Raw genomic sequence first — 22345 nt, 5'->3', positions numbered from 1 at the left:
GGTGGGGGCCGCCCGGCCCCCATACACCCCGCTGACCATTCGGGCGGCGCCCTGTATTTTGCCCTCCCGCCCGGGCCGGTTGGGGCCGGCGTGGGGGCCCCGGGGGGGTTGGCGGGGGCCCACCCCGCGGCTCTGCGGCCGGGCTCAGACGGTCGTGACGACGTCGTCGTACGCGAGGCGCGGGGAGCGCGGGAACCAGGCGTCCGGGCCCGGCTTGCCGATGTTGATGACGACGAACGGGGTGTGGTCGTCGTCCAGGAACTCCTTCTGGATGCCCGCGAAGTCGACGCCGGTCATCGGGCCGGCGGCGAGGCCGGCGGCGCGGATGCCGATGATGAAGTAGGCGGCCTGGAGGGCGGCGTTCAGGGCCGCGCTGCCCTCACGCACCGCGCGGTCGCCGAAGATGGCGTCCTTGGCCTGCGGGAAGTGCGGGAAGAGCTCCGGCAGCTCCTCGTGGAACTCGTTGTCCGCGGCGAGGATCGCGACCAGCGGGGCGGTGGCGGTCTTCTTCTGGTTGCCCTCGGCCATGTGCTTCACCAGGCGCTCACGGGCCTCGGGGGAGCGGACCAGGACAACACGCAGCGGCGACTGGTTCATGGAGGTCGGGCCGAACTTGACCAGGTCGTAGATCGCCTGCACCTGCTCGTCGGTCACCGGCTCGTCGGTGAAGGTGTTGGCGGTGCGGGCCTCGCGGAACAGCAGGTCCTGAGCGTTGGGGTCGAGAACGAGAGACATGGTTGAACTTCCTAGAGGTCGCGTCGCGATTCACATCCGGACCGCGGTCCGGATAGGCTGACGGCACGACCATACGCGGGGGGATATTCAACCTTCAACCAAAACCGGACCACGGTGATCCGCCTCACACGGACGGCCCCCCTCAGTCCTCTCCCTCCCCCTCTTCCTCTTCCTCGGCCAGCGCCGCGTCCAGCCGCGCCCGCGCCCCCTCCAGCCACCGCCGGCACACCTTGGCCAGCTCCTCGCCCCGCTCCCAGAGCGCCAGCGACTCCTCGAGGCTCGTCCCGCCGGCCTCCAGCCGCCGCACGGTCTCGATCAGCTCGTCCCGCGCCTGCTCGTAGGAGAGCGTCTCCTCCGTCTTGCCGGTCATGCGCTTACCTCTCTCATCCGCCCGTACGACATGGTTCTAGCCGTCCACCCGCACCGTGAACTCCCCGTCCGCGACCCGCGCCCGCAGCGCCTCGCCCGGCTCGACCTCCGCGCTGTCCCGCACCACCTGGCCGTCGCCCTTCTGCAGCACGGCGTAACCGCGCTTCAGCGTGGCGGCGGGGGAGAGGGCCACCACGCGCGCGTGCGTGTGCGTCAGCTCGGAGTCGGCGCGGTCCAGCAGATGCCCGAGACAGCGCCGCGAACGATCGACCAGCGAGGCGATGTGATCGGCCCGCTCGTCGACCATCCGGTGCGGATCCTCCATGGCCGGCCGCGCGAGCGCATGCGCCAGCCCCCGCTCCTCCCGGCCCACCAGCGCGTCGACGCACCGCCGCCCCCGGTCCCGCAGCATCCGCACCCGCTCCAGCTCTTCCCCGACGTCCGGGACGACCTTCTTGGCGGCATCGGTAGGGGTGGAGGCGCGCAGGTCGGCGACATAGTCGAGCAGCGGATTGTCGGGCTCGTGCCCGATGGCGGAGACGACCGGCGTACGGCACCCGGCGACCGCCCGCACCAGCTGCTCGTCGGAGAACGGCAGCAGATCCTCCACGCTGCCGCCCCCGCGCGCGACGATGATCACATCCACCTCCTCCATCGCGTCGAGCTCCTTCACGGCCTGCACGACCTGCGGCACCGCGTGCACGCCCTGCACCGGCACGTTCCGCACCTCGAACCGCACCGCCGGCCACCGATGCCGGGCGTTCTCCAGCACGTCCCGCTCGGCCGCCGAGGCCCTTCCGCACACCAGCCCGATCAACTGCGGCAGAAACGGCAACGGTTTCTTCCGCGCGGCGGCGAACAGCCCCTCCGCGGCCAGCGCCTTCTTCAGCATCTCCAGCCGCGCCAGCAGCTCCCCGACCCCGACCGGCCTTATCTCGGCCGCCCGCAGGGACAGCTGCCCGCGCGGTGCGTACCACTCCGGCTTCGCGTGCACGACGACCCGGGCCCCCTCGCCGACCACGTCCGCCACGGCGTCGAACACCTGCCGATAACAGGTGACCCCGATCGAGATGTCGTACGACGGATCCCGCAAGGTCAGAAACACGACCCCCGCCCCCGGCCGCCGCGACAGCTGAGTGATCTGCCCCTCGACCCAGACCGCCCCGAGCCGATCGATCCACCCCCCGATCAGCCGGGACACCTCCCCAACGGGAACGGGAGCCTCGGCAGACGTGTTCATAGCCATGCGGCGAGAGTAACGGCGCGCACTGACAGCACCGCCAAGCGTCCCCACCGGCCTGTCCGCTGTTTGAGGACGACAGCCACCCCCCAGCCCATCCGGCGTTTGAGGCCGAAGACCGGTCGGCACCACATCCCAGCCCATCCGGCGTTCGAGGAGGAGAACCACATCTCAGCCCGTCCGGCGTTCGAGGAGGAGAGCCACATCTCAGCCCGTCCGGCGTTTGAGGACGAGGCCGAAGGCCGAAGCGGGGGTCCGGGGGCGGCAGCCCCCGAAGCGGGCGGTCGAAGGGGGCCCACCCCCTGGAGGACGGGACGGGTAGGGGCGGCGGGGGCGACATATCGCGGCCTTACGATGGGTGCCATGACTGCTTCGCCTGGCCGCCGTGTCCTGCTCGCCGCCCCCCGAGGCTACTGCGCGGGTGTGGACCGCGCCGTGATCGCCGTCGAGAAGGCCCTGGAGCAGTACGGGGCCCCGATCTATGTCCGGCACGAGATCGTCCACAACAAGTACGTCGTGCAGACCCTGGAGCGAAAGGGCGCGATCTTCGTCGAGCGGACCGAGGAGGTCCCGCCCGGGAACATCGTGATGTTCTCCGCGCACGGCGTCGCCCCCGTCGTCCACGAGGAGGCCGAGCGCGGCCGCCTCGCCACCATCGACGCGACCTGCCCGCTGGTCACCAAGGTCCACAAGGAAGCCGTCCGCTTCGCCAACGACGACTACGACATCCTCCTGATCGGTCACGAGGGCCACGAGGAGGTCATCGGCACCTCCGGCGAGGCCCCCGACCACATCCAGCTGGTCGACGGCCCGGCGGACGTCGCCAAGGTCGAGGTCCGCGACGAGTCCAAGGTCGTCTGGCTCTCCCAGACCACGCTCTCCGTCGACGAGACGATGGAGACCGTCGACGCGCTCAAGGAGAAGTTCCCCCAGCTCATCTCCCCGCCGAGCGACGACATCTGCTACGCCACGCAGAACCGCCAGCTCGCCGTGAAGCAGATGGGCGCCGAGGCCGAGCTGGTCATCGTGGTCGGCTCCCGCAACTCCTCCAACTCCAAGCGCCTGGTCGAGGTCGCCAAGCTGGCCGGCTCCCGCGCCGCCTACCTGGTCGACTTCGCCAGCGAGATCGACGACGCATGGCTGGACGGCGTGACGACCGTCGGCGTCACCTCCGGCGCCTCGGTGCCCGAGGTGCTGGTCGAGCAGGTCCTGGAGTGGCTGGCCGAGCGCGGCTACGGCGACGTCGAGATCGTCAAGGCGGCCGAGGAGTCCATCACCTTCTCGCTTCCCAAGGAACTCCGCCGTGACCTGCGCGAAGAGGCCGCCACCCTGGTCGCCGAGCGCGGCGGCAGCGGCGCCGGGGAGTGAACGCCGGCCGTACGACCGCGTGATCACGCGTCGTACGACTGTGTGATCGCGAGGTCGCCCGACGTCGTGACTGTCAGTCGTACGACGTAACGTGGAGCCATGCAGATCTTCGGCGTGGACATCGGTGGTTCAGGGATCAAGGGCGCTCCCGTGGACCTGGACAAGGGCGACCTGGCCCAGGAGCGGTGCAAGGTGCTCACCCCGCACCCGGCGACGCCCGACAGCGTCGCCGACGGGGTCAAGGAGGTCGTCGACCACTTCGGGTGGAGCGGCCCGGTCGGACTCACCTTCCCCGGCGTGATCACCGACGGTACTCATATCCGTACGGCGGCGAACGTCGACAAGAGCTGGATCGACACCGACGCGCGCACGCTGTTCAGCGAGCGGCTCGGCGGCCTCCCGGTGACCGTGGTCAACGACGCGGACGCGGCGGGCGTGGCCGAGATGGAGTTCGGCGCCGGCCGGGACCGTAAGGGCGTCGTCATCCTGCTCACCTTCGGCACCGGCATCGGCAGCGCCCTGTTCGTCGACGGCGAGCTGGTCCCCAACACCGAGCTGGGCCACCTGGAGCTGGACGGGCACGACGCGGAGAAGAAGGCCTCCAGCAAGGCCAAGGAGGACCACGACCTCAGCTGGGAGCAGTGGGGGCACCGGGTCGACAAGTACCTGGCGCACGTCGAGATGCTCTTCACCCCGAACCTGTTCATCATCGGCGGCGGGGTGAGCCGCAAGGCCGACAAGTTCCTGCCCTACATCGAGGGCATCAAGGCCGAGATCGTCCCGGCCCAGTTGCAGAACAACGCGGGGATCGTGGGCGCGGCGATGCGCGCGGCCCACCACGCCAAGTAGCCGCGCGGGCGTCAGGCCCTGCGGCGCCGCCGGATCAGCCGGATCCGGCGGACGACGACCACCACCCCGGCGATCAGCGTCCCGCCGTAGAGCCAGCCGGCCTGGGTGGACAGGGCCGTCACCAGTCCCATCACCCCGCCCAGGAAGCCACCGCCGCCGTCGTCGGCCACGGTCGCCAGGCCGACGGCGAAGGCGATCGGGGCGACGACGGGGGCGGTCAGCAGATCGCCCCCGCGCACCCACACCGCGGTCAGCGCGGACACCGGCAGGAACAGCACGCCGTACACGGTCAGGGACGCCCCGAGGAGCAGGTCGTCCAGGAAGCCGAGCAGGAACATCACGGCCATGCAGAAGAGGCCGCAGCCGAGCCCCGTGAGCCGTGGGTTCGGCACCCGCGCGGGCCCCGCCACCGGTGCCGGACGCGACCTTCCCGGAGCGGGCCGGCGCTCCGCCGTCGCCGGCCGCCGTCTCGCCTGCGGCGGCAGCGGCCCGCGGGGGGCACCGCGGCTCGGGCCGTGCTGTCGGGGTCGGGTCCTGCGTTGCTCCATCGGACCAACCTAGGTCGGTTTATGTGCCCAATCGTGGCCCAGACACGCCGAAACCAAGCCGAAGAGCAGAGCCTGTCCAGGTGTTCGACGCGGGCGCCGGCCAGGGGGCGCGAACCCCGTAAACTGGTGGATCGGCCGGCCCGCCGGCACGGGCAGCCCCTCGGCCCACTCACCCTCTCACTACGGGAAGTCGCAACGTGTCGCTCACGATCGGAATCGTCGGCCTGCCCAATGTCGGCAAGTCGACCCTGTTCAACGCCCTGACCAAGAACGACGTGCTGGCGGCCAACTACCCGTTCGCCACGATCGAGCCCAACGTGGGTGTCGTCGGCGTGCCCGACGCCCGCCTGGCCAAGCTGGCGTCGATCTTCAAGTCGGAGCGCATCCTCCCGGCCACGGTCGACTTCGTCGACATCGCGGGCATCGTGCGCGGCGCCTCCGAGGGTGAGGGCCTGGGCAACAAGTTCCTCGCGAACATCCGTGAGTCCGACGCGATCTGCCAGGTCATCCGCGCCTTCAAGGACGAGAACGTCGTGCACGTCGACGGCAAGGTCTCGCCGAAGGACGACATCGAGACGATCAACACCGAGCTGATCCTGGCCGACCTCCAGACCATCGAGAAGGTCCTCCCGCGCCTCCAGAAGGAGTCGCGCATCAAGAAGGACGTGGCTCCCAAGGTCAAGGCGGTGGAGGAGGCCAAGGAGATCCTGGAGAAGGGCGACACGCTCTTCGCCCACGGCATCGTGCAGGGCTCGGAGCGCGCCGAGCTCCTCCACGACCTGCACCTCCTCACCACCAAGCCGTTCCTCTACGTCTTCAACGTCGACGAGGACGAACTGCTCGACGAGGACTTCAAGACCGAGCAGCGCGCCCTGGTCGCCCCCGCCGAGGCGATCTTCCTCAACGCCAAGCTGGAGGCGGACCTCGCCGAGCTCGACGAGGAGGACGCCCTGGAGCTCCTGGAGTCGGTCGGCGCCGAGGAGCCGGGCCTCGCCACCCTCGCCCGCGTCGGCTTCAACACCCTCGGCCTCCAGACCTACCTCACGGCCGGCCCCAAGGAATCCCGCGCCTGGACGATCAAGAAGGGCGCCACGGCCCCCGAGGCGGCCGGCGTGATCCACACCGACTTCCAGAAGGGCTTCATCAAGGCCGAGGTCATCTCCTTCGACGACCTGATCGAAACCGGCTCGGTCACCGAGGCCCGCGCCAAGGGCAAGGCCCGCATGGAGGGCAAGGACTACGTGATGCAGGACGGCGATGTGGTGGAGTTCCGCTTCAATGTTTAATTGAACATCTGACTACTTTCTGGGGTTTCGGAAAGTCCAGGTCAGAAGGGGCCCACCTCTGGAGGTGGGCCCCTTTCCTTGTGGTCTGGAGTCGTTGGAGCGGCCTCGAGCCGCGGCGCTGCTCGGCAGGTGTGTGGTCGGGGTGGTCGCGGAGATGGGTCAGGGTGTCGACCCAGTGGTCCCAGGGGCCGTCGGGCTGGGCGAAGCGGGCCCGCGGAAAATGTTCGTGGCGGTCAACGACGTTTCGGCCAGGCGGCGGTGAGGCGCGAGCGCCATTCGTAGGCGGGGGCTACCGGTTCGGCGTCGGTGACGGCGCGGGCGTCGTCGATCAGGTGGCGGGCGAAGCGTCTGGCGTGCGGCCACCCCACCCGGGCGGTCGGTGAACTGCGCATCATCGGACGGCCATCGCCGTTGACGTGGCCGGTCGGGAAGCGGATGGCGAGGGGTCGGCTTCTACGGGAGTCGACCCCTTGACGCCTGCCGCGCGGTGCGCGCCCCGGGCGTGGCTCGCTCGGTGGAGGCGGCAGAGAACGGTGGCGGCGGCAGAGGACATCGGACTCCTCCTCGGAGGCGATGCGGAACGGCTGAAAATCAGCCGTCGAGAGGCGCCTGGGAGCGCCTGGTCCGGCTGTGGACCAATGAAATCCGAGCACGTACGACCTGCTTGCGCAAGGTTCCGTGCCTCTTGCATACATCTCCCGTTCGGCTGTTCCGGGCGGGGGCAGAGGTGGGGGCGAGTGAAAAGCCCAGGTCAGATCGACGTCAGTGCGGGCTTGAGGGTGTGTCGCTGAAGGGTTCGGCGACAAAATCCCCCGCGCCCTCTTGCCAGACCGAGATCGTACGTGCTCGGATTAAATCCGTCGTCGACGCCCTGGAGCGCGGCAGTCAAGGCCACCCCTGCGCCCTCTGCTGGCTTGATCCACACCATCTTCCGCACATCCTGCCGTGCCCTTCCCGTCTCCCGTCCTCCCCGTCCCTAGGAGCGAGACATGTTCGACCTCACCTCCGTCGATCTGCTCGACGCGTTCACCCAGGAGCTGAAGCTGTGCAGGCTCCAGCCCTACGAACACGTCGTCATCCTGTCCGAGCCCACCAGCCGCGGTGACTACGTGGCGGCCGCCTTCGGCGCGGCCAAGGCATGCGGCGCGCACGTCATCGCCGCTGCCGTGCCCGGCGGAAACCCGTCCCCCGCGGACAGCACCCACACCGGTGCCGGACCGGGGCTGACCGCGGTGCTGAACGACACGACCGCACAGGAACTGCTCAAGGCGGCCGACCTGGTCGTGGACCTCACACGGGAGGGCTTCATCCACGCCCCCCTGCAGCAGGAGATCCTCCGCACGGGCACCCGCATCCTTTTCGTCTGCGACGCCCCCGACGTGCTCATCCGCAACCTGCCCAAGCAGGAGGACAAGGCCGGGGTCCTCAAGGGTGTGGAGCTGCTCAAGAACGCCTCCGTGATGCGGGTGACCAACGAGGCCGGCACCGACCTGACCGTCGAACTGCCCGGCTCCAAGCCGGAGTTCCAGGTGGGCTTTGCCGACGACCCGGGCCGCTGGGACCACTGGCCCAGCACGATGGTGCTGTGCTGGCCGCAGCTCTCGGACGGCCGCATCGTGCTTGCCGAGAACGACATCCTGCTGCCGTTCAAGGAGTACGTGCGCCAGCCGGTCACCCTGGAGATCGCGAACGGGAACATCGAGAAGGTCTCCGGAGGCGCCGAGGCGCATCTGCTGAACACCTTCTTCGAGGACGCCGACGACGCATGGGCGCGCAGCCTGTCCCACATGGGATGGGGGCTCATGCACACCGCCGACTGGTTCGCCACCGCCCTGTACGGCAAGGACGACCTGATGGGCATGGACGCGCGGGCGTTCGCCGGGAACTTCCTGTGGTCCACCGGGCCGCATCCCGTGCTCGGCCGTGAGTCGTACGCGCACCTCGACATCGCGATGCGCGGCTGCACCGTCTCCGTCGACGGCCAGGACGTCGTCACCGCGGGCCGGCTCGTCGACTTCTGATACCGCTCGCCGCTCGCCGCTAGCCGCTCGCCGTCCGCCGCACCCGTACCCGGACCCGCACCCGCATCTGGAGAAGAGATGGCATCCACCCAATCGTTCGAAGTCGTCATCGTCGGCGGCGGGCTCGGCGGGATGACGGCCGCGCTGTCGTTGCGGCAGCGCGGGCTGCGCGTCACCGTGCTGGAACAGGCGCCGCAGTTCGGCGAGATCGGCGCGGGCATCCAGACGGCGCCCAACGCCAGCCGGATCCTGCTCGGTCTGGGGCTGCGCAGACAACTGGAGGCGATCCACACCGAGCCCCTGGACCAGGTGCGGCGCAGATGGAAGGACGGCAGCGTCATCGGGCTGACCCAGCTCGGCGACGCCTGCAAGAAGCAGTACAACGCCCCGTACTGGCACTACCACCGTGCCGATCTCCACCGCGTCCTCACCGACGCGTGCGTCGACCCGGACGGTCCCGGACCGGTCGTCGAACTGCGCACCGCGAGCCGGGTCGGCGCGCTGGACCGCGGCGACCCGCGCCGCCCGGCGGCGGTGACCGAGGACGGCCGGCGCTTCGAAGCCGATGTGCTGATCGGCGCCGACGGCATCCGGTCCCGGGTCCGCGACCTCATGGGTCTGCCGGACACCCTGCGGTTCTCCGGGGAGATGGCCTTCCGGGCCCTGATCCCGGGCGACCTCATCGCCGCCGACCCGGCGACCCGTTTCCTGATGGACCGTTTCCAGAGCACCATCTGGTACGGCCCGGGCCGTCACCTGGTCCACTACATGATCCGCGGCGGTGAATACCTCAACGTCGTCGGCTGCGTCCCGTGCACCGACGAGGTCGCCGAGCACTGGACCGCCCCCGCCACCGCCGACGACCTCGTGAACGCCTACTCCGGCTGGGACGACCGCGTCGCGGCGATGCTGTCGAAGGCGAAGGACGACGTCCTGTCCTTCGCCCTCCACCACCGCCGCCGCGACCCCGTGTGGGTGGACGGCCGGGTGGCCCTCATGGGCGACGCCTGCCACGCCATGCTGCCCTACCAGGCGCAGGGTGCCTCCCAGGCCATGGAGGACGCCGCCGTCCTCGCCGAGGAACTGGCCAGGGTCACCGGCGACGGCATCGACGTGGCGCTGCGCCGTTACGTCGACCGGCGTGCCAAGCACGCCGGCATGGTCCAGGACGCCTCGCTGCAGAACATGAGCTTCTACCACTACCCCGACGGTCCCCAGCAGGAGGCCCGGGACGAGTTGCTCAGGCGCGGCTTCGACGGAGAGTCCGACGTGTCCTACGACTGGCTGTGGAGCGGCACCCCGCTCAACGACCCGGAACTGGGCGCCTACGACTACAACTTCGCCCGCTGACCGAGCCACCTCGGTCCTACCCCCTACTTCCCTTCCCCCACCTGCCCTTCTCCTCTCCTCCTCTCCTCTCCCCTCCCTGTCCCTGACCGCCCCTACCCCCTCCTCTCCCTTGCTCCTCTCCGCTCATCGGTCATCCGTCTCTCGACCATCAACCCGCGCCCCTCCGGTGTCCGCCCTGTGCGGGCACGTCCCCTGACACCCCCGTGGAGCGAACGTGAAAACAGGCGACCAGATTGTTCAGAACCTCCCCTGGAGATGGGGAGTCCAGGGCAAGATCTTCATCATCGGCGGCCTCGGCTACCTGTTCGACGCCTACGACATCGCCCTCAACGGCTTCCTGATGCCGTTGCTGGGTGAGCACTTCGACCTGACGATCTCCCAGCGCAGCCTGGTGGCCACCGCCAACCTGGTCGGTATGGCCGTGGGCGCCGTCGCCTGGGGCGCGGTCGCGGACCGCATCGGCCGCAAGAAGGCGTTCAGCCTCACGCTGCTGGTCTTCGCGGTGTTCTCGGTGCTCGGCGCCCTCTCCCCGAACTACGACGTCTTCCTGCTCCTGCGCTTCATGGCCGGCGTCGGCCTCGGCGGCTGCATACCCGTCGACTACGCCCTGGTGGCGGAGTTCTCGCCGAAGAAGTACCGCGGGCGCATCCTCACCGCGCTGGACGTGTTCTGGCCGGTCGGTGTGACGCTGTGCGGTCTGGTGTCGACGGCCATGCTGACCTTCGACAGCAACTGGCGGTGGATGCTCACCACCATGAGCATCCCGGCGCTGCTGCTGTTCTGGGTGCGCCGGGGCGTCCCCGAGTCACCGGTCTACCTCAGCAAGAAGGGCAGGGAGGCCGAGGCACGCGCGGTCATCGACGACCTGGTGGCCCGCACCGGAGCGCCCGCCGAGCCGTACCTCATCGTCGCCCCGGTCGAGGGTTCCAGGGTGAAGGGGCCGCGGGCCGCCCTCGAACAGCTCCGCGACGTCTGGAGGTTCAGCCCGCGCGTGACGTCCGCCGCCTGGCTGCTGTTCGCCACGGTCATGCTGGTGTACTACGCGGCCCTGAGCTGGATGCCGTCCATCCTCAAGTCGGAGGGCCTCGGTGACACGGCGGCCTTCATGAGCACCACGCTGATGAGCGGTGTCGGCATCGTCGGCGTCCTGGTGTCCACCGCGCTGGTCGACGTGGTGGGCCGGAAGTGGCTCATCGGCGCCATGGCACCGCTCGCCTCGCTCGCGCTGGTGGTGTTCGCCCTGCTGATGGACATGCCCACCGGGTCCATCGTGGCCATCGCGGTCTTCGGCTTCCTGATCCAGCTGACCATCCCCGTGATGTACGCCTACGTGGCCGAGCTGTACCCGACGCTGCTGAGGGCCAGCGGCTTCGGCTGGGCGTCCTCCTTCAGCCGGGCGCTGACCGGCTTCGCGCCCCTGCTGTTCGGCTCGGTGATGTGGCCGCTGCTGGGGCTGCCGACGACCTTCGGGGTGCTGGCCGTGGCCGTCGTAGGCGCCGTCGTCTGGATGGCGGTCGCGGCTCCCGAGACCAGGGGCCGGGCACTGGACGAGGACACCGAGGCCACCACACAAGCCCGCCCCGCCCCGGTACCGGTACCCGGACAGCCGGTGGTCTGACGGTTCGGCCCGCCTGACCGGGCGCTCCTCCCGGTCAGGCTCCGTACGACAGGAGAGACATGAAGCCCGCTCCCTTCCGCTACCACCGGGCGCGTGACGTCGAGGGCGCCACGGCGCTCCTCGCCGAACTGGGCGACGACGCCAAGGTCATCGCGGGCGGCCAGAGCCTGGTCGCCATGATGAACTTCCGGCTGGCCCGGCCGGCCCACCTGGTCGACCTCGCCGGCCTGCGCGAGCTGGACCATCTCGGCGTCGGCACCGACGGCGGACTGCGCATCGGGGCACTCACCACCCACCACACGGTGGAGACCGCCCCGCCGCGCACGCTGGGAGCGGGCTTCGGCGTCGTCCGGGACGCCATGACGTGGATCGGCCATCTGCCGATCCGTACCCGCGGCACGGTCGGCGGCAGCATCGCGCACGGCGACGCGACGGCCGAGTGGTGCCTGCTCGCCGTGCTGCTGGACGCCGAGTTCGTGACCCACAGTCCGCGCGGACGACGCCGTATCCCGGCCGGGGAGTTCTTCCTCGGCTACTACACGACCGTCCTGGACCCCGACGAGATCGTCGTCGAGATCGTCTTCCCGCGCCCCGCACCCCATGCGGCGCTCACCGAGTTCGCCGAGCGCCGCGGGGACTTCGCGATCGTGTCCGCCGCCGTCGACCTGGACACGGACGGCCCGGCCGTCCGCGGCGGCCGGGTCGCCCTCGGCGGTGTGGCCGCGATGCCGGTACGGGTCCCGGAGGCGGAGGCGGTGCTGTCCGCCGGCGGTTCGTTCCGCGACTGCGCGGAGGCGGCGGCCGCCGCCGTGGACCCGCCGGGCGACGCGAACGGCTCCACCCGGTACCGCAGGCATCTGGTTCGCACCCTGGTCCGGCGCGCCTGTGAGGAGGCGAGGTCCCGATGAGTTCCGCCCACGACGACCGTCTGGTCGGCAGGTCGGTCGCCCGCCGCGAGGATCCCCGGCTGCTGACCGGGCGCGGCCGGTTCGTCGACGACATCGAACTGCCCGGCATGCTGCACGCGCAGTTCGTCCGCAGCACGATCGCCCACGGGGTGATCACCGCCCTCGACCTCACACAGGTGCGTCAAGTCCCGGGCGTCGTGGCCGCGTTCTCCGCAGCGGACCTGGAGCTGGGCGACATCACGGCACAACTCGGGCGGCCGCTCTCGGAGTTCGTACCGACCGCGATGCCCGTCCTCGCCCGGGACCGGGTCCGCTACATCGGCGAGCCCATCGCCGTGGTCGTCGCCCGCGACCCGTACACGGCCGAGGACGGCCTGGAGGCGGCGAAGGTCACGTACGAGTCGTTCCCGCCCGTCACCCGTGCGGAACAGGCCCTCGCCCCCGGTGCTCCGCTCGTGCACGACGAGGCGGCGCACAACACCCTGGTCGACGTCTCCCTGTTCGCCACCGAGGGCATCGACGGGATCTTCGACGGCGCCCCCTGCGTGGTCCACGTGGAGGCGAGGACCGGACGTCAGAACGCGCTGCCGCTGGAGACCCGCGGCGCGGTGGCGCACTGGGACGACCGGGAGGAACAGCTCGTCCTGCACACCTGTACCCAGGTCCCGCACCAGGTGCGTACCGTCGCCTCGCGCTGCCTGCGGCTCGACGAGCGCGCGGTGCGCGTGATCGTCCCGGACATGGGCGGCGGCTTCGGCCTCAAGTGCGTGGTCGGCCGCGAGGAGATCGCCGCCGCGGCGGCGGCGCTGCGGCTCGGCCGGCCCGTGAAGTGGATCGAGGACCGCAAGGACGCCCTGTCCGCGTCCTTCCTCGCCCGGGAACAGCACTACACCGCACGCGCCGCCTTCGACACCGACGGCAGGATCCTCGGCCTCGACGCGGACGTGGTGTGCGACATGGGCGCCTACTCCTGCTACCCGTTCACGGCCGGCATCGAGCCGTTGATGGCCGCCGCCGAGATGCCCTCCGTCTACAAGGTCCCCGCCTACCGGGTGCGCGGACGGGCCATCACCAGCAACAAGGCGCCCACCGCCCCCTATCGGGGCGTGAGCCGCCCGCAGTACGTGATGGTCATGGAACGGCTCATGGAACGCGCCGCCCGCGAACTCGGCCTGGATCCGGTCGAGATCCGCCGCCGCAACGTCATCACCGAGTTCCCCTACACGGGCGTCAACAACATGACCTACGACCCCGGCTCGTACCGGGAGTCCCTCGACCTGTGCGAGCTGGCGCTGAAGGAGGCGGGCTGGTACGAGCGGCGGACCGCCGCCCGCGCCGAGGGACGGCACATCGGCATCGGCTACAGCTGCTTCAGCGAACGCACCGGCTACGGCTCGGCCGCCTTCGCCCAGCGGAAGATGGAGGTCGTCCCCGGCTTCGACCTCGCCGAGGTCCGGATGGACACCAGCGGCGCGGTCACCGTCACCACCGGCACCATCAGCCACGGGCAGAGCCACGAGACGACCATGGCGCAGATCGTCGCCGACGCCCTCGGCGTCGACCTCGCCAGGGTCAAGCTCCACCAGGGCGACACCGACCGCATCACCTACGGCTGGGGGACCTTCGCCAGCCGCTCGATCGCGGTCGGCGGCAGCGCGGTGCGCCTGGCGGCGGGCAAGCTGGGCGACAAGCTCCGCGCCCTCGCCGCCGCCGAGTGGGGCATCCACCCGGACGACACCGAACTCGACCGGGGCGCGGTGCGCCGCCGCGACGACCCGGACGCCGTTCTCACCCACCGGCACCTCGCCGAGACCGCGTACCTGAAGTCGCACCTGCTGCCCAAGGGGATCGACCCGGGCCTGACCGCCACCGCCGTCTTCGACGTCTTCAACGACGGCACCTTCTCCAACGCCACCCACGGGACCGTCGTCGAACTGCACGAGGGCACCGGCCAGGTGGAGATCCTCGCGTACGTCTGTGTCGAGGACTGCGGTGTGGCGATCAACCCCCAGGTGGTGGAGGGCCAGTGCCGCGGCGGCATCGCCCAGGGCGTCGCCGGGGCCCTCTTCGAGCAGGTGACCTACGACGCGCAGGGCGAGCCGTCGGCCACCAGCTTCATGGACTACAAGGTGCCCACCGCCCACGAGATCCCCGACGTCTCCATCCACCATCTGGAAACCCCGTGCGCCTTCACCGAGACCGGGGCCAAGGGCGCCGGGGAGGGCGGCACCATCGGCGCCCCCGCCGCCGTGCTCAACGCCGTCAACGACGCGCTGCGCCCCACCGGGGTCGAACTGAACGACACCCCGGTCACGCCGGAGACCGTCCACCGTGCCCTGACCGCACCAGCACCAGCACCAGCACGGGAGCACACGCCATGAACGACACCAGCGGGCCGGGCGACGACGTCCAGCTCCTCACTCTCGACGTCAACGGCACGCCGTACGAGGTGATCGCCGCGGCGCGCCGCACCCTGGTGGACGTGCTCCGCCACGACCTGCGGCTGACCGGCACCCACGTCGGCTGCGAGCACGGCATCTGCGGAGCCTGCACCGTGCTCGTCGACGGGCTCCCGACCCGGGCCTGCCTGATGTTCGCCGCGCAGGCGGAGGGAGCGCGGATCACCACCGTCGAGTCGCTCGCCGACTCCCGGACCGGTGAACTCGGCGATCTGCAGCAGGCCTTCACCGACCACCACGGCCTGCAGTGCGGCTTCTGCACGCCCGGCTTCCTGATGCTCGCCGAAGGCTTCCTCGCCGAGCGGCCGGAAGCGTCCAAGGAGGAGATCAGGGAGGCCGTCGCCGCCAACCTGTGCCGGTGCACCGGCTACCAGACCATCGTCGAGGCGATCGACGCCTGCGCGACCGCCCGGCGCGCCCAACGGGCCGCGGGCACCGAGGAGACACCGTGCGACTGATCAACACCGTTCCCGTGAAAGCCGCGCCCGACGCGGTGTTCGCCCTGATCAACGACGTCCGGAGAGTGGCGTCCTGCATGCCGGGCGCCGCCCTCGAAGGACGCGACGGCGACTCCTGGCACGGCACCGTCAAGGTCAGGGTGGGCCCGATCACGGCCGCCTACGCCGGCACCGTGCGCTTCCTGGAGGTCGACGCCGAGAAGCGGCGGGTGCGGGTCCAGGCGAGCGGCGCCGACACCCACGGCAGCGGCGACGCCGAGGCCGAGGTCTGCGTGGAGGTGGTGCCGGCCTCGGACGGAGCGCAGCTGAACCTCGACACGGACCTGCTGATCCGGGGCAAGATCGCCCAATTCGGCAAGGGCGCCATCGCCACGGTGTCCGAACGGATCCTTCAGCAGTTCGCCCAGAACCTCGGAGACCTGCTGCTCTCCGACGGCGGTACGGAGTCCCCCGCCCTCGCCCCGGCCGCGTCCACTTCCGCGTCGACTCCCGCGTCGACTCCCGCGTCGGCCGAGCTCAACGGGCTGTCGCTGGTCGCCGTACCGGTGCTGAAGAAGTACGGACCGGTCGCCGCCGCCTTCCTGTTCGGCCTCTCCCAGGGCTGGCTCCTCGGGAGGCGCCGATGAACGGCGGGCTCTACGGTGCCGGCACCGACCGCACCTATGAGAAGGCCGGTTTCGGAGCCCCGGTCCGGCGCGGCAGCCGTCCGGCGATCGTCGTGGTCGATCTGACCCGCGGCTTCACCGAGGACTCCTACCCCTCGGGCGCGGACCTGACCGACGTCGTGGCCGCGACCGCCCGCCTGATCGAGGCGGGACGCCCGGCCGGCGTACCGGTGGTCTTCACGGCCATCGCCTACTCGGAGGCGGAGGCGTCCGGCGACTCGATCACCTGGCTGCGCAAGGCACCCGGCCTGCGCGACCTGGTCGAGGGCGGCGACGCGGTCGCCGTCGACCCTCGCCTGCCCATGCGGCCCGGACACGATCTGCTGGTGGTGAAGAAGGGGGCCTCCGCGTTCTTCGGCACCGGCCTCGCCGCCATCCTGACCGGGCTCGGTTGCGACACCGTCGTGGTCTGCGGCGCCACCACCAGCGGCTGTGTACGGGCCACCGCCGTCGACGCCGTCCAGTCGGGCTTCCCGGTACTGGTACCCCGTGCGTGCGTCGGCGACCGTGCCGAAGGACCGGCCGACGCGGCGCTGTTCGACATCCAGGCCAAGTACGGCGACGTCATCGGCCTCGACGACGCCCTCCGCTACATCGGCTCCGTGCCCGCCCCCGCAGCCCGGCGGGCCCGCTCATGAGGAGAAGTCCCGTGCCCCAGCGATGGCTGTCGCAGGCCGCGCTCGCCGACCTGGCCGACGTGCCGGCCACCAGCCGGTGGGTCCGCTCCGGCGGCGTCCGGTTGCATGCGCTCGACTACGGCGGTGATCGGCCCCCACTCGTCGTCCTGCCCGGCATCACCAGTCCCGCGATCACCATGGACTTCGTCGCCCGCGAACTCACCGACCTGGTCCGGCCGGTGGTGCTCGACGTACGCGGCCGGGGGCTGTCCGACGAGGGCGACGACAGCGGCGGCGGTGGCGGCGGCTACGGACTGCAGGAGTACGCCGAGGACACCGAGGCGCTCATCACCGGCCTGGGACTCGACCGGCCGCTGCTGTTCGGCCATTCCATGGGCGCGCGGATCGCGGCCGTCACGGCGGTGCGGGCCAAGGTGCCGCTGCGCGGGGCCGTCCTCGCCGATCCGCCCATGAGCGGCCCGGGCCGGGGACCGTACCCCACCGGCCTGGAGGCGTTCCGGCGGCAGCTGTCCGAGGCGCTGCGCGGCACGGACGCCGACGAGGTGGCCGCGTTCTGGCCCACCTGGCCCCGGCGCGAGCGGGAACTGCGGGCGCGCTGGCTCGCCAGCTGCGCCGAGGAGGCCGTCGCCGCCACCCACCACGGCTTCGAGCACGAGGACTTCTTCGACTGGTGGCCCTCGGTGCCGACGCCCGTCGCCATGCTGTACGGCGCCGAAAGCCCCGTGGTCACCGCCGCGGGGGCCGAGGAGGCGGCCGACGCGCACCCGGCGGCCACCCTGTACGGCATCCCCGGTGCCGGTCACATGATCTTCTGGGACGCACCGGAGACCTCCCTCGCGGCCTTGCGTACGGCCCTGAGCACGATCCTCTCCCCGCCGATCACACCTCACACCGCGGCCGGCGACGGCCGCCGCGAACCGCTCGGCGCGGGCCCCTTCCACACCCGCTGACGTTCCTTTCCGACCACCGGGTGGGACGGGCCTCGGAGTCGTGGCCCTCCCGGCCCGCGCCCCGACCGGAGGACCATCCCCATGACGGACCATCACATCGGCCTGATCGTGCCCAGCTCCAATCTGACGATGGAGACCGAACTGCCGCGGATGCTGGGCGCCCGCGAGGCCGTCGAGCCCGACGACCGTTTCGTGTTCCACAGCAGCAGGATGCGGATGAAGCACGTCACCCCCGAGGAACTGCGCGGAATGAACGCGCAGACCGAGCGGGCCGCCCTCGAACTCGCCGACGCCCGGCCCGACGTCGTCGCCACCGCCTGCCTGGTCGCCATCATGGCCCAGGGACCCGGTCACCACTGCGTGGCCGAGGCCGAGATCACCTCCGCCCTTCGCGCCGAAGGAGCCGAGGCTCCGGTGGTCTCCAGCGCCGGCGCCCTGCTCAGCGGCATCGAAGCCCTCGGCGCCCGGCGGGTGGCCGTCATCACCCCCTACATGAAGGAACTCACCGCCCAGGTCGTCGCATACATAGAGGACACCGGCGTCGAGGTGGTCGACGCGCTCAGCCTCGAAGTGCCCGACAACCTCGCGGTCGCCCGCCTCGACCCCGCCGGTCTGCGCGAGCACTGGCGGCGCCTCGACCTGCGCCGGGCCGACGCCCTGGTGCTGTCGGCGTGCGTGCAGATGCCGTCCCTCGCGTCGATCCAGCCGGTCGAGGACGAGGCGGGACTGCCCGTGCTGTCGGCGGCCACCTCGACCGCCTTCCGCATCCTGACGGAGCTCGGCCTGCCGCCGGTGGTGCCGGGCGCCGGAAGCCTGCTCGGCGGCCGCGTGACCGTCCCGGCCGTGAGCTGAGTCCACCACCAGCGGCCCGGGCCCGCACGGCCGGGCGCCGAGAGGAGCGGATCATGCGTGACGTACTGGACCCGCTGCTGTCCTGGTGGACCGAGGGCAAGGCATCGGCGCTGGCCACCGTGGTGGCCACGCACCGCTCGGCACCGCGTCGGCCGGGGGCCGCCATGCTGGTGGGCCCCGGCGGCGAGGCGGTCGGCAGCGTCTCGGGCGGCTGCGTCGAAGGCGCCCTCCACCACCTGGGCCAGGAGGTGCTCTCCGAGGGACGGCCGGTGCTCCAGCGCTACGGAGTGTCCGACGGCGACGCCTTCGCGATCGGGCTGACCTGCGGCGGCACCCTCGACGTCTTCGTGGAGAGGGTCGACCCCACGACGTTCCCGCAGCTGGGCGAGGTGGCCGGGACGGTCCGGGCCGGACGGCCGGTCGCGGTGGCCACCGTGATCGCCGGGCCGCGCGAACGCGTGGGCCGTCGCCTGGTCGTCTGGCCGGACCGGGTGGCCGGCGGCACCGGCTCCGGACGGCTGGACTGCGTCCTGGGCCAGGACGTGCGCGGACTGCTGGACGCCGGCCGCACCGACGTACTGCGCTACGGCCCCGACGTGCCATGCCGGGGTGGGGACATGGCCATGCCCGGTGACGGGCCGGCGGTCTTCGTCGAGTCCTTCGCACCGCCGCCCCGGATGCTCGTGTTCGGTGCCAACGACTTCGCGGCGGCCCTGGCCCGGACGGGTTCGTTCCTCGGCTACCGGGTCACGGTGTGCGACGCGCGCCCGGTGTTCGCGACCGCCGCCCGGCTGCCCGGAGCGGACGAGGTCGTGGTGGAGTGGCCGCACCGGTACCTGGAGTCCGAGGCGCGGGCCGGGCGCGTCGACGGGCGCACCGTGATCTGTGTGCTGACCCACGACCCGAAGTTCGACGTCCCGCTGCTGGAGACCGCGCTGCGCCTGCCCGAGGTCGGCTACCTCGGCGCGATGGGCTCCCGCCGCACCCACCATGACCGGTGGAACCGGCTGGCGGAGGCGGGACTTACCGAGGCGGAACTGAAACGGCTGTCCAGTCCGATCGGCCTGGACCTGGACGCCCGGACTCCGGAGGAGACCGCCGTGTCCATAGCGGCGGAGATCATCGCTCTGAAGGGAAACGGCAGTGGCCTCCGGCTGGCCGACCGGACGGGCCCGATCCACCTCGGGTCCGGCGTCTGACGGGCGCAGCCTCCCCGGCCGTACGGGCCGACGTCACGCATGGCGTGGCGGGCGAACCGGACGAAAACCGCAGGGGTCGCACGGCGGCCCCGCTGTTCCGGCAGGGCCCCGCGTGGACCGGAGGCGGCCGGGCGCCGACGTCGAGCGCCGACGTCGAGCGCCGGCGACCAGCGCCACCGGGCGGCGCGCCGACCTGACGCGGCCGTCGCACGCGCGGCGGCTGGTAGGCCGTCAATGCCGAAGGCGCCGAGGCTGCCTGGGGCGGCCGGTCTGCGACTACGGACACGGTCATCAGGGCCGAGCAGTTCCTCAGGGAGCCTGCCGCGTGAGTTCGTGCACACGACCGCATCCCCTGTCTCGCTCGGTGTCGGCCGTGCGTGCTTAAGTAGGCCTCATGGCCGACCACACCCCACTCGCCGAGAACGCCCCGGAGATTCCCGCTGTCCTGACATCCGCGCCCGGCTATCAGGTCCGCCGTCTCTACCAGGCGTATCTCGCGGTGTGGGCTCGTGAGGTGGACCCGGTGCTGACCGGCCCGCAGTTCGCGGTGCTGCAGGCGGTGGAGGCCAACCCGGGACGCGACCAGCGGTCCATGGCCGCCGCGGTGTCGCTGGACACCTCCACCATGGCCGATGTGGCCCGCAGACTGGAGAACCGTGGTCTGCTTGCCCGTCGTGCCGACACCGCCGACGGCCGACGCAAACTGCTCCACCTCACCGCTGCGGGCCGGGAGGCTCTTCGCGAGGCCAACGACCGGGCCCGGATGCTCGACAAGGTCCTCCTGGAGTCCTTCGACGAGACGGAACACGCGCCGTTCGTAGCCGGACTGCAGGCGCTGGCTGACCACTGGGAGAGGCTGGCCGAGGGCTCCTAGTGTGCTGCCGCGGGAAGTTCCCAGGCAGTTCAGGCTGAGCTGCGGACGGTCAACGCGCCCGGCACGCGCCTGCCCCGGCCATTCGACGTGCGGCTCGGCAGCCGCGCTACCGAGCACCACCTGACCACCGGGCTCCGTGGTGCCCGGGGGTTCCGGCAGGCCCAGCCCGGTGCCGCACGGCAGGAAGGACGTCAGGTACACGACTCGTGACCGTGAGCGACAACTGGCAGGCGTCACGCTAACGTCAATGTTGCTAACGTTGATGTTAGTATCGCGAACGAAGGCTGGCAGACATGGTCGACTTTGTAGGCCGTCGGCAGGAGCTGGCGACGCTGGAGCGAGAGCTGCAGAAGGTGGCGGCAGGGGTTGGCGGGGAGCGGCCGGGTCGGTGCGTGATGCTGCGTGGGCGGCGCCGGGTGGGCAAGTCGCGACTGGTCGAGCGGTTCGCGGAGCGCTCCGGAGCGCCCTTCTTGTTCTACGCGGCGACCGGCGCGTCCCCCGGGGACGATCTGGCACGGCTGGCCCGGGACGCCCAGGCATCGACGCTGCCGTTGGCGGGGCTGGTGGCCGCCGCGCGGCCGGAGAGCTGGGATGCCGCGTTCGACGTGCTGGCCGCGGCGCTGCCCGCCGACCGGGCGAGCGTGCTGGTCATCGACGAAGTGCCGTACCTGATGGATACCGATGGCGCCTTTGAGGGGATGCTGCAGCGGGCCTGGGACCGGGTGCTGGAAACCAAGCCGGTGCTGCTGGTCCTCATCGGCTCCGATCTGTCGATGATGGAGGCACTGAACAGCTACGGACGTCCCTTCCATCAACGCGGCCGGGAGATGGTGCTGGGACCGCTCAATCCCGCCGAGGTGGGGCAGATGCTCGGGCTGGATCCGGCGGAAGCCTTCGACGCCGCGCTGGTCACCGGCGGGTTGCCGCTGATCTGCGCGGAGTGGCCGCGGGGCGCGGGGCTTTGGGACTTCCTGGGCGAGGCGCTGAGCGACCCGGTCTCGGCCCTGCTGGTGTCGGCCGAGCGCTCGCTGGCGGCTGAGTTCCCCCCGCAGGCTCAGGCGCGTGCGGTGCTGGCGGCCATCGGCAGTGGTGAGCGGACCTTCACCAACATCGCTCGTGCGGCCGGCGGGATCGGGGCCACGCCCCTGCAGCGAGCGCTGGAGTTGCTCACGGACAAGCGGATCGTCGCCGCGGAACTGCCCGTGTCGCTGCGCCCGTCGAAGGACCGCCGCTACCGGGTGGCAGACCCCTACCTGCGGTTCTGGTTGCACCTGCTCGGCCCGTCCATGGAGGAGATCGAGCGGGGGCGGGGCGATCTGACGTTGGCGCGGATCCGGGAGAACTGGACCAGCTGGCGTGGCCGAGCCGTCGAGCCCCTCGTCCGCGAGGCCCTGGCGCGGATACTGCCCGACGACGGGCTGCCCGCGGCCCCCGCAATGGGCGGCTACTGGACCCGCACCAACGACGTCGAGATCGACATCGTCGGGGCGGACCGCGCCCCTGTTGCCAAGGAGCTGCTCTTCGTCGGCTCCATCAAGTGGCTGGAGCACTCGCCCTTCGACCGGCACGACCTGGCAGCTCTCCATCGACACCGAGCCGCCCTCACCGGCGAACCTGTTCCGGTCGTGGCGGTTTCTCGCAGTGGAGTCGACTGTCCGGGGCTTGACGCCACTTACGGCCCTGGCGATCTGCTGACCGCCTGGCCGCTGTGAGTGGCGGATGGCAGGCGCGGCAGGGGAGTTGGGGAGCGCGATCGGGCTGAACAGACGTCGTGGAGAGACCTGCCCGACGCCACTGGCGGTGGGGATGCCACCAGCGGCGTCCGCCTGGTCTGAGCGGTGTCCGGCTCGGAAGTGTGCACCAGTGGCGGAGTGCCCCGCGCCACGACGGGAGGGACGGCGTTCGGCGGTGACGCGGTGACGCGGTGACGCGGTGACGGAGCCTTCCGTGTGGAGTGG

Annotated in this window: 21 protein-coding genes; 16 read left to right on the top strand and 5 right to left on the bottom strand. The window is 71.1% G+C overall.

What is annotated here, in order from left to right; translation table 11 throughout:
• Nucleotides 1-144: 144 nt before the first annotated feature.
• The 3 genes from ACWGKQ_RS36505 to xseA form a co-directional block, all read right to left on the bottom strand.
• Nucleotides 145-735, bottom strand: a complete 591-nt coding sequence (locus ACWGKQ_RS36505; RefSeq protein ID WP_453296334.1) for a malonic semialdehyde reductase — start codon at nt 733-735, stop codon at nt 145-147.
• 142 nt (nt 736-877) lie between these two features.
• Entirely contained in the window at nt 878-1105 is a 228-nt protein-coding gene (locus ACWGKQ_RS36500) for an exodeoxyribonuclease VII small subunit (protein WP_453296333.1), read from the bottom strand.
• A gap of 36 nt (nt 1106-1141) precedes the next feature.
• Complete coding sequence (xseA, locus tag ACWGKQ_RS36495) at nt 1142-2350, bottom strand: exodeoxyribonuclease VII large subunit (RefSeq protein WP_453296332.1); 1209 nt, start codon at nt 2348-2350, stop codon at nt 1142-1144.
• A 348-nt stretch (nt 2351-2698) separates the two neighbouring features.
• Between xseA and ACWGKQ_RS36490 the strand changes: the two genes are divergently transcribed.
• A complete protein-coding gene (locus tag ACWGKQ_RS36490; RefSeq protein WP_453296331.1) occupies nt 2699-3712 on the top strand; it encodes a 4-hydroxy-3-methylbut-2-enyl diphosphate reductase in 1014 nt (337 codons plus the stop codon).
• 99 nt (nt 3713-3811) lie between these two features.
• On the top strand, nt 3812-4561 hold the full coding sequence (ppgK, locus tag ACWGKQ_RS36485) for a polyphosphate--glucose phosphotransferase (protein ID WP_453296330.1): 750 nt from the start codon (nt 3812-3814) through the stop codon (nt 4559-4561).
• Between the two features lie 11 nt (nt 4562-4572).
• On the opposite strand, the gene ACWGKQ_RS36480 is transcribed toward ppgK, so the two are convergent.
• Nucleotides 4573-5109, bottom strand: coding sequence for a DUF6542 domain-containing protein (locus ACWGKQ_RS36480; RefSeq protein WP_453296329.1), 537 nt, complete (start codon nt 5107-5109; stop codon nt 4573-4575).
• A 197-nt stretch (nt 5110-5306) separates the two neighbouring features.
• Between ACWGKQ_RS36480 and ychF the strand changes: the two genes are divergently transcribed.
• Nucleotides 5307-6395, top strand: coding sequence for a redox-regulated ATPase YchF (gene ychF / locus ACWGKQ_RS36475; RefSeq protein WP_453296328.1), 1089 nt, complete (start codon nt 5307-5309; stop codon nt 6393-6395).
• Between the two features lie 233 nt (nt 6396-6628).
• Here the strand turns inward: ychF and ACWGKQ_RS36470 are convergent, their stop codons facing one another.
• Nucleotides 6629-6790, bottom strand: coding sequence for a DUF6000 family protein (locus ACWGKQ_RS36470; RefSeq protein WP_453296327.1), 162 nt, complete (start codon nt 6788-6790; stop codon nt 6629-6631).
• 594 nt (nt 6791-7384) lie between these two features.
• Here ACWGKQ_RS36470 and ACWGKQ_RS36465 point away from each other — a divergent pair.
• From ACWGKQ_RS36465 to ACWGKQ_RS36405, 13 genes are all read left to right on the top strand, one after another.
• On the top strand, nt 7385-8416 hold the full coding sequence (locus ACWGKQ_RS36465) for a hypothetical protein (protein WP_453296326.1): 1032 nt from the start codon (nt 7385-7387) through the stop codon (nt 8414-8416).
• 78 nt (nt 8417-8494) lie between these two features.
• Entirely contained in the window at nt 8495-9766 is a 1272-nt protein-coding gene (locus tag ACWGKQ_RS36460) for an FAD-dependent oxidoreductase (RefSeq protein WP_453296325.1), read from the top strand.
• Between the two features lie 214 nt (nt 9767-9980).
• Nucleotides 9981-11384 (top strand): MFS transporter, encoded by a 1404-nt coding sequence (locus ACWGKQ_RS36455; protein ID WP_453296324.1) that lies wholly within the window; start codon nt 9981-9983, stop codon nt 11382-11384.
• 59 nt (nt 11385-11443) lie between these two features.
• Complete coding sequence (locus ACWGKQ_RS36450; RefSeq protein ID WP_453296323.1) at nt 11444-12292, top strand: FAD binding domain-containing protein; 849 nt, start codon at nt 11444-11446, stop codon at nt 12290-12292.
• Nucleotides 12289-14673, top strand: a complete 2385-nt coding sequence (locus tag ACWGKQ_RS36445) for a xanthine dehydrogenase family protein molybdopterin-binding subunit (protein WP_453296322.1) — start codon at nt 12289-12291, stop codon at nt 14671-14673. The genes ACWGKQ_RS36450 and ACWGKQ_RS36445 overlap by 4 nt, the downstream gene beginning before the upstream one ends.
• Entirely contained in the window at nt 14670-15209 is a 540-nt protein-coding gene (locus ACWGKQ_RS36440; RefSeq protein ID WP_453296321.1) for a (2Fe-2S)-binding protein, read from the top strand. Before ACWGKQ_RS36445 ends, ACWGKQ_RS36440 begins: the two co-directional genes overlap by 4 nt.
• Entirely contained in the window at nt 15200-15835 is a 636-nt protein-coding gene (locus ACWGKQ_RS36435) for an SRPBCC family protein (protein WP_453296320.1), read from the top strand. The genes ACWGKQ_RS36440 and ACWGKQ_RS36435 overlap by 10 nt, the downstream gene beginning before the upstream one ends.
• On the top strand, nt 15832-16512 hold the full coding sequence (locus ACWGKQ_RS36430; RefSeq protein WP_453296319.1) for an isochorismatase family protein: 681 nt from the start codon (nt 15832-15834) through the stop codon (nt 16510-16512). The genes ACWGKQ_RS36435 and ACWGKQ_RS36430 overlap by 4 nt, the downstream gene beginning before the upstream one ends.
• The gene (locus tag ACWGKQ_RS36425; RefSeq protein WP_453296318.1) at nt 16509-17462 is read left to right on the top strand and encodes an alpha/beta fold hydrolase; all 954 of its coding nucleotides are present in this window, start codon (nt 16509-16511) and stop codon (nt 17460-17462) included. Before ACWGKQ_RS36430 ends, ACWGKQ_RS36425 begins: the two co-directional genes overlap by 4 nt.
• Nucleotides 17463-17543: 81 nt before the next feature.
• Nucleotides 17544-18314, top strand: coding sequence for a maleate cis-trans isomerase family protein (locus tag ACWGKQ_RS36420; RefSeq protein WP_453296317.1), 771 nt, complete (start codon nt 17544-17546; stop codon nt 18312-18314).
• 53 nt (nt 18315-18367) lie between these two features.
• Complete coding sequence (locus ACWGKQ_RS36415; protein ID WP_453296316.1) at nt 18368-19513, top strand: XdhC family protein; 1146 nt, start codon at nt 18368-18370, stop codon at nt 19511-19513.
• 394 nt (nt 19514-19907) lie between these two features.
• On the top strand, nt 19908-20387 hold the full coding sequence (locus ACWGKQ_RS36410; RefSeq protein WP_453296315.1) for a MarR family winged helix-turn-helix transcriptional regulator: 480 nt from the start codon (nt 19908-19910) through the stop codon (nt 20385-20387).
• Nucleotides 20388-20680: 293 nt separating this feature from the next.
• Nucleotides 20681-22099 carry an ATP-binding protein gene (locus tag ACWGKQ_RS36405; RefSeq protein WP_453296314.1) on the top strand — a complete coding sequence of 473 codons (1419 nt, stop codon included), beginning with the start codon at nt 20681-20683 and terminating at the stop codon, nt 22097-22099.
• Nucleotides 22100-22345: the final 246 nt, after the last annotated feature.

It is taken from the genome of Streptomyces sp. NPDC054770 (assembly GCF_053611985.1).
Note: the sequence above shows the minus strand (reverse complement) of the source record. Positions and strands in the feature narration are given on the sequence as shown.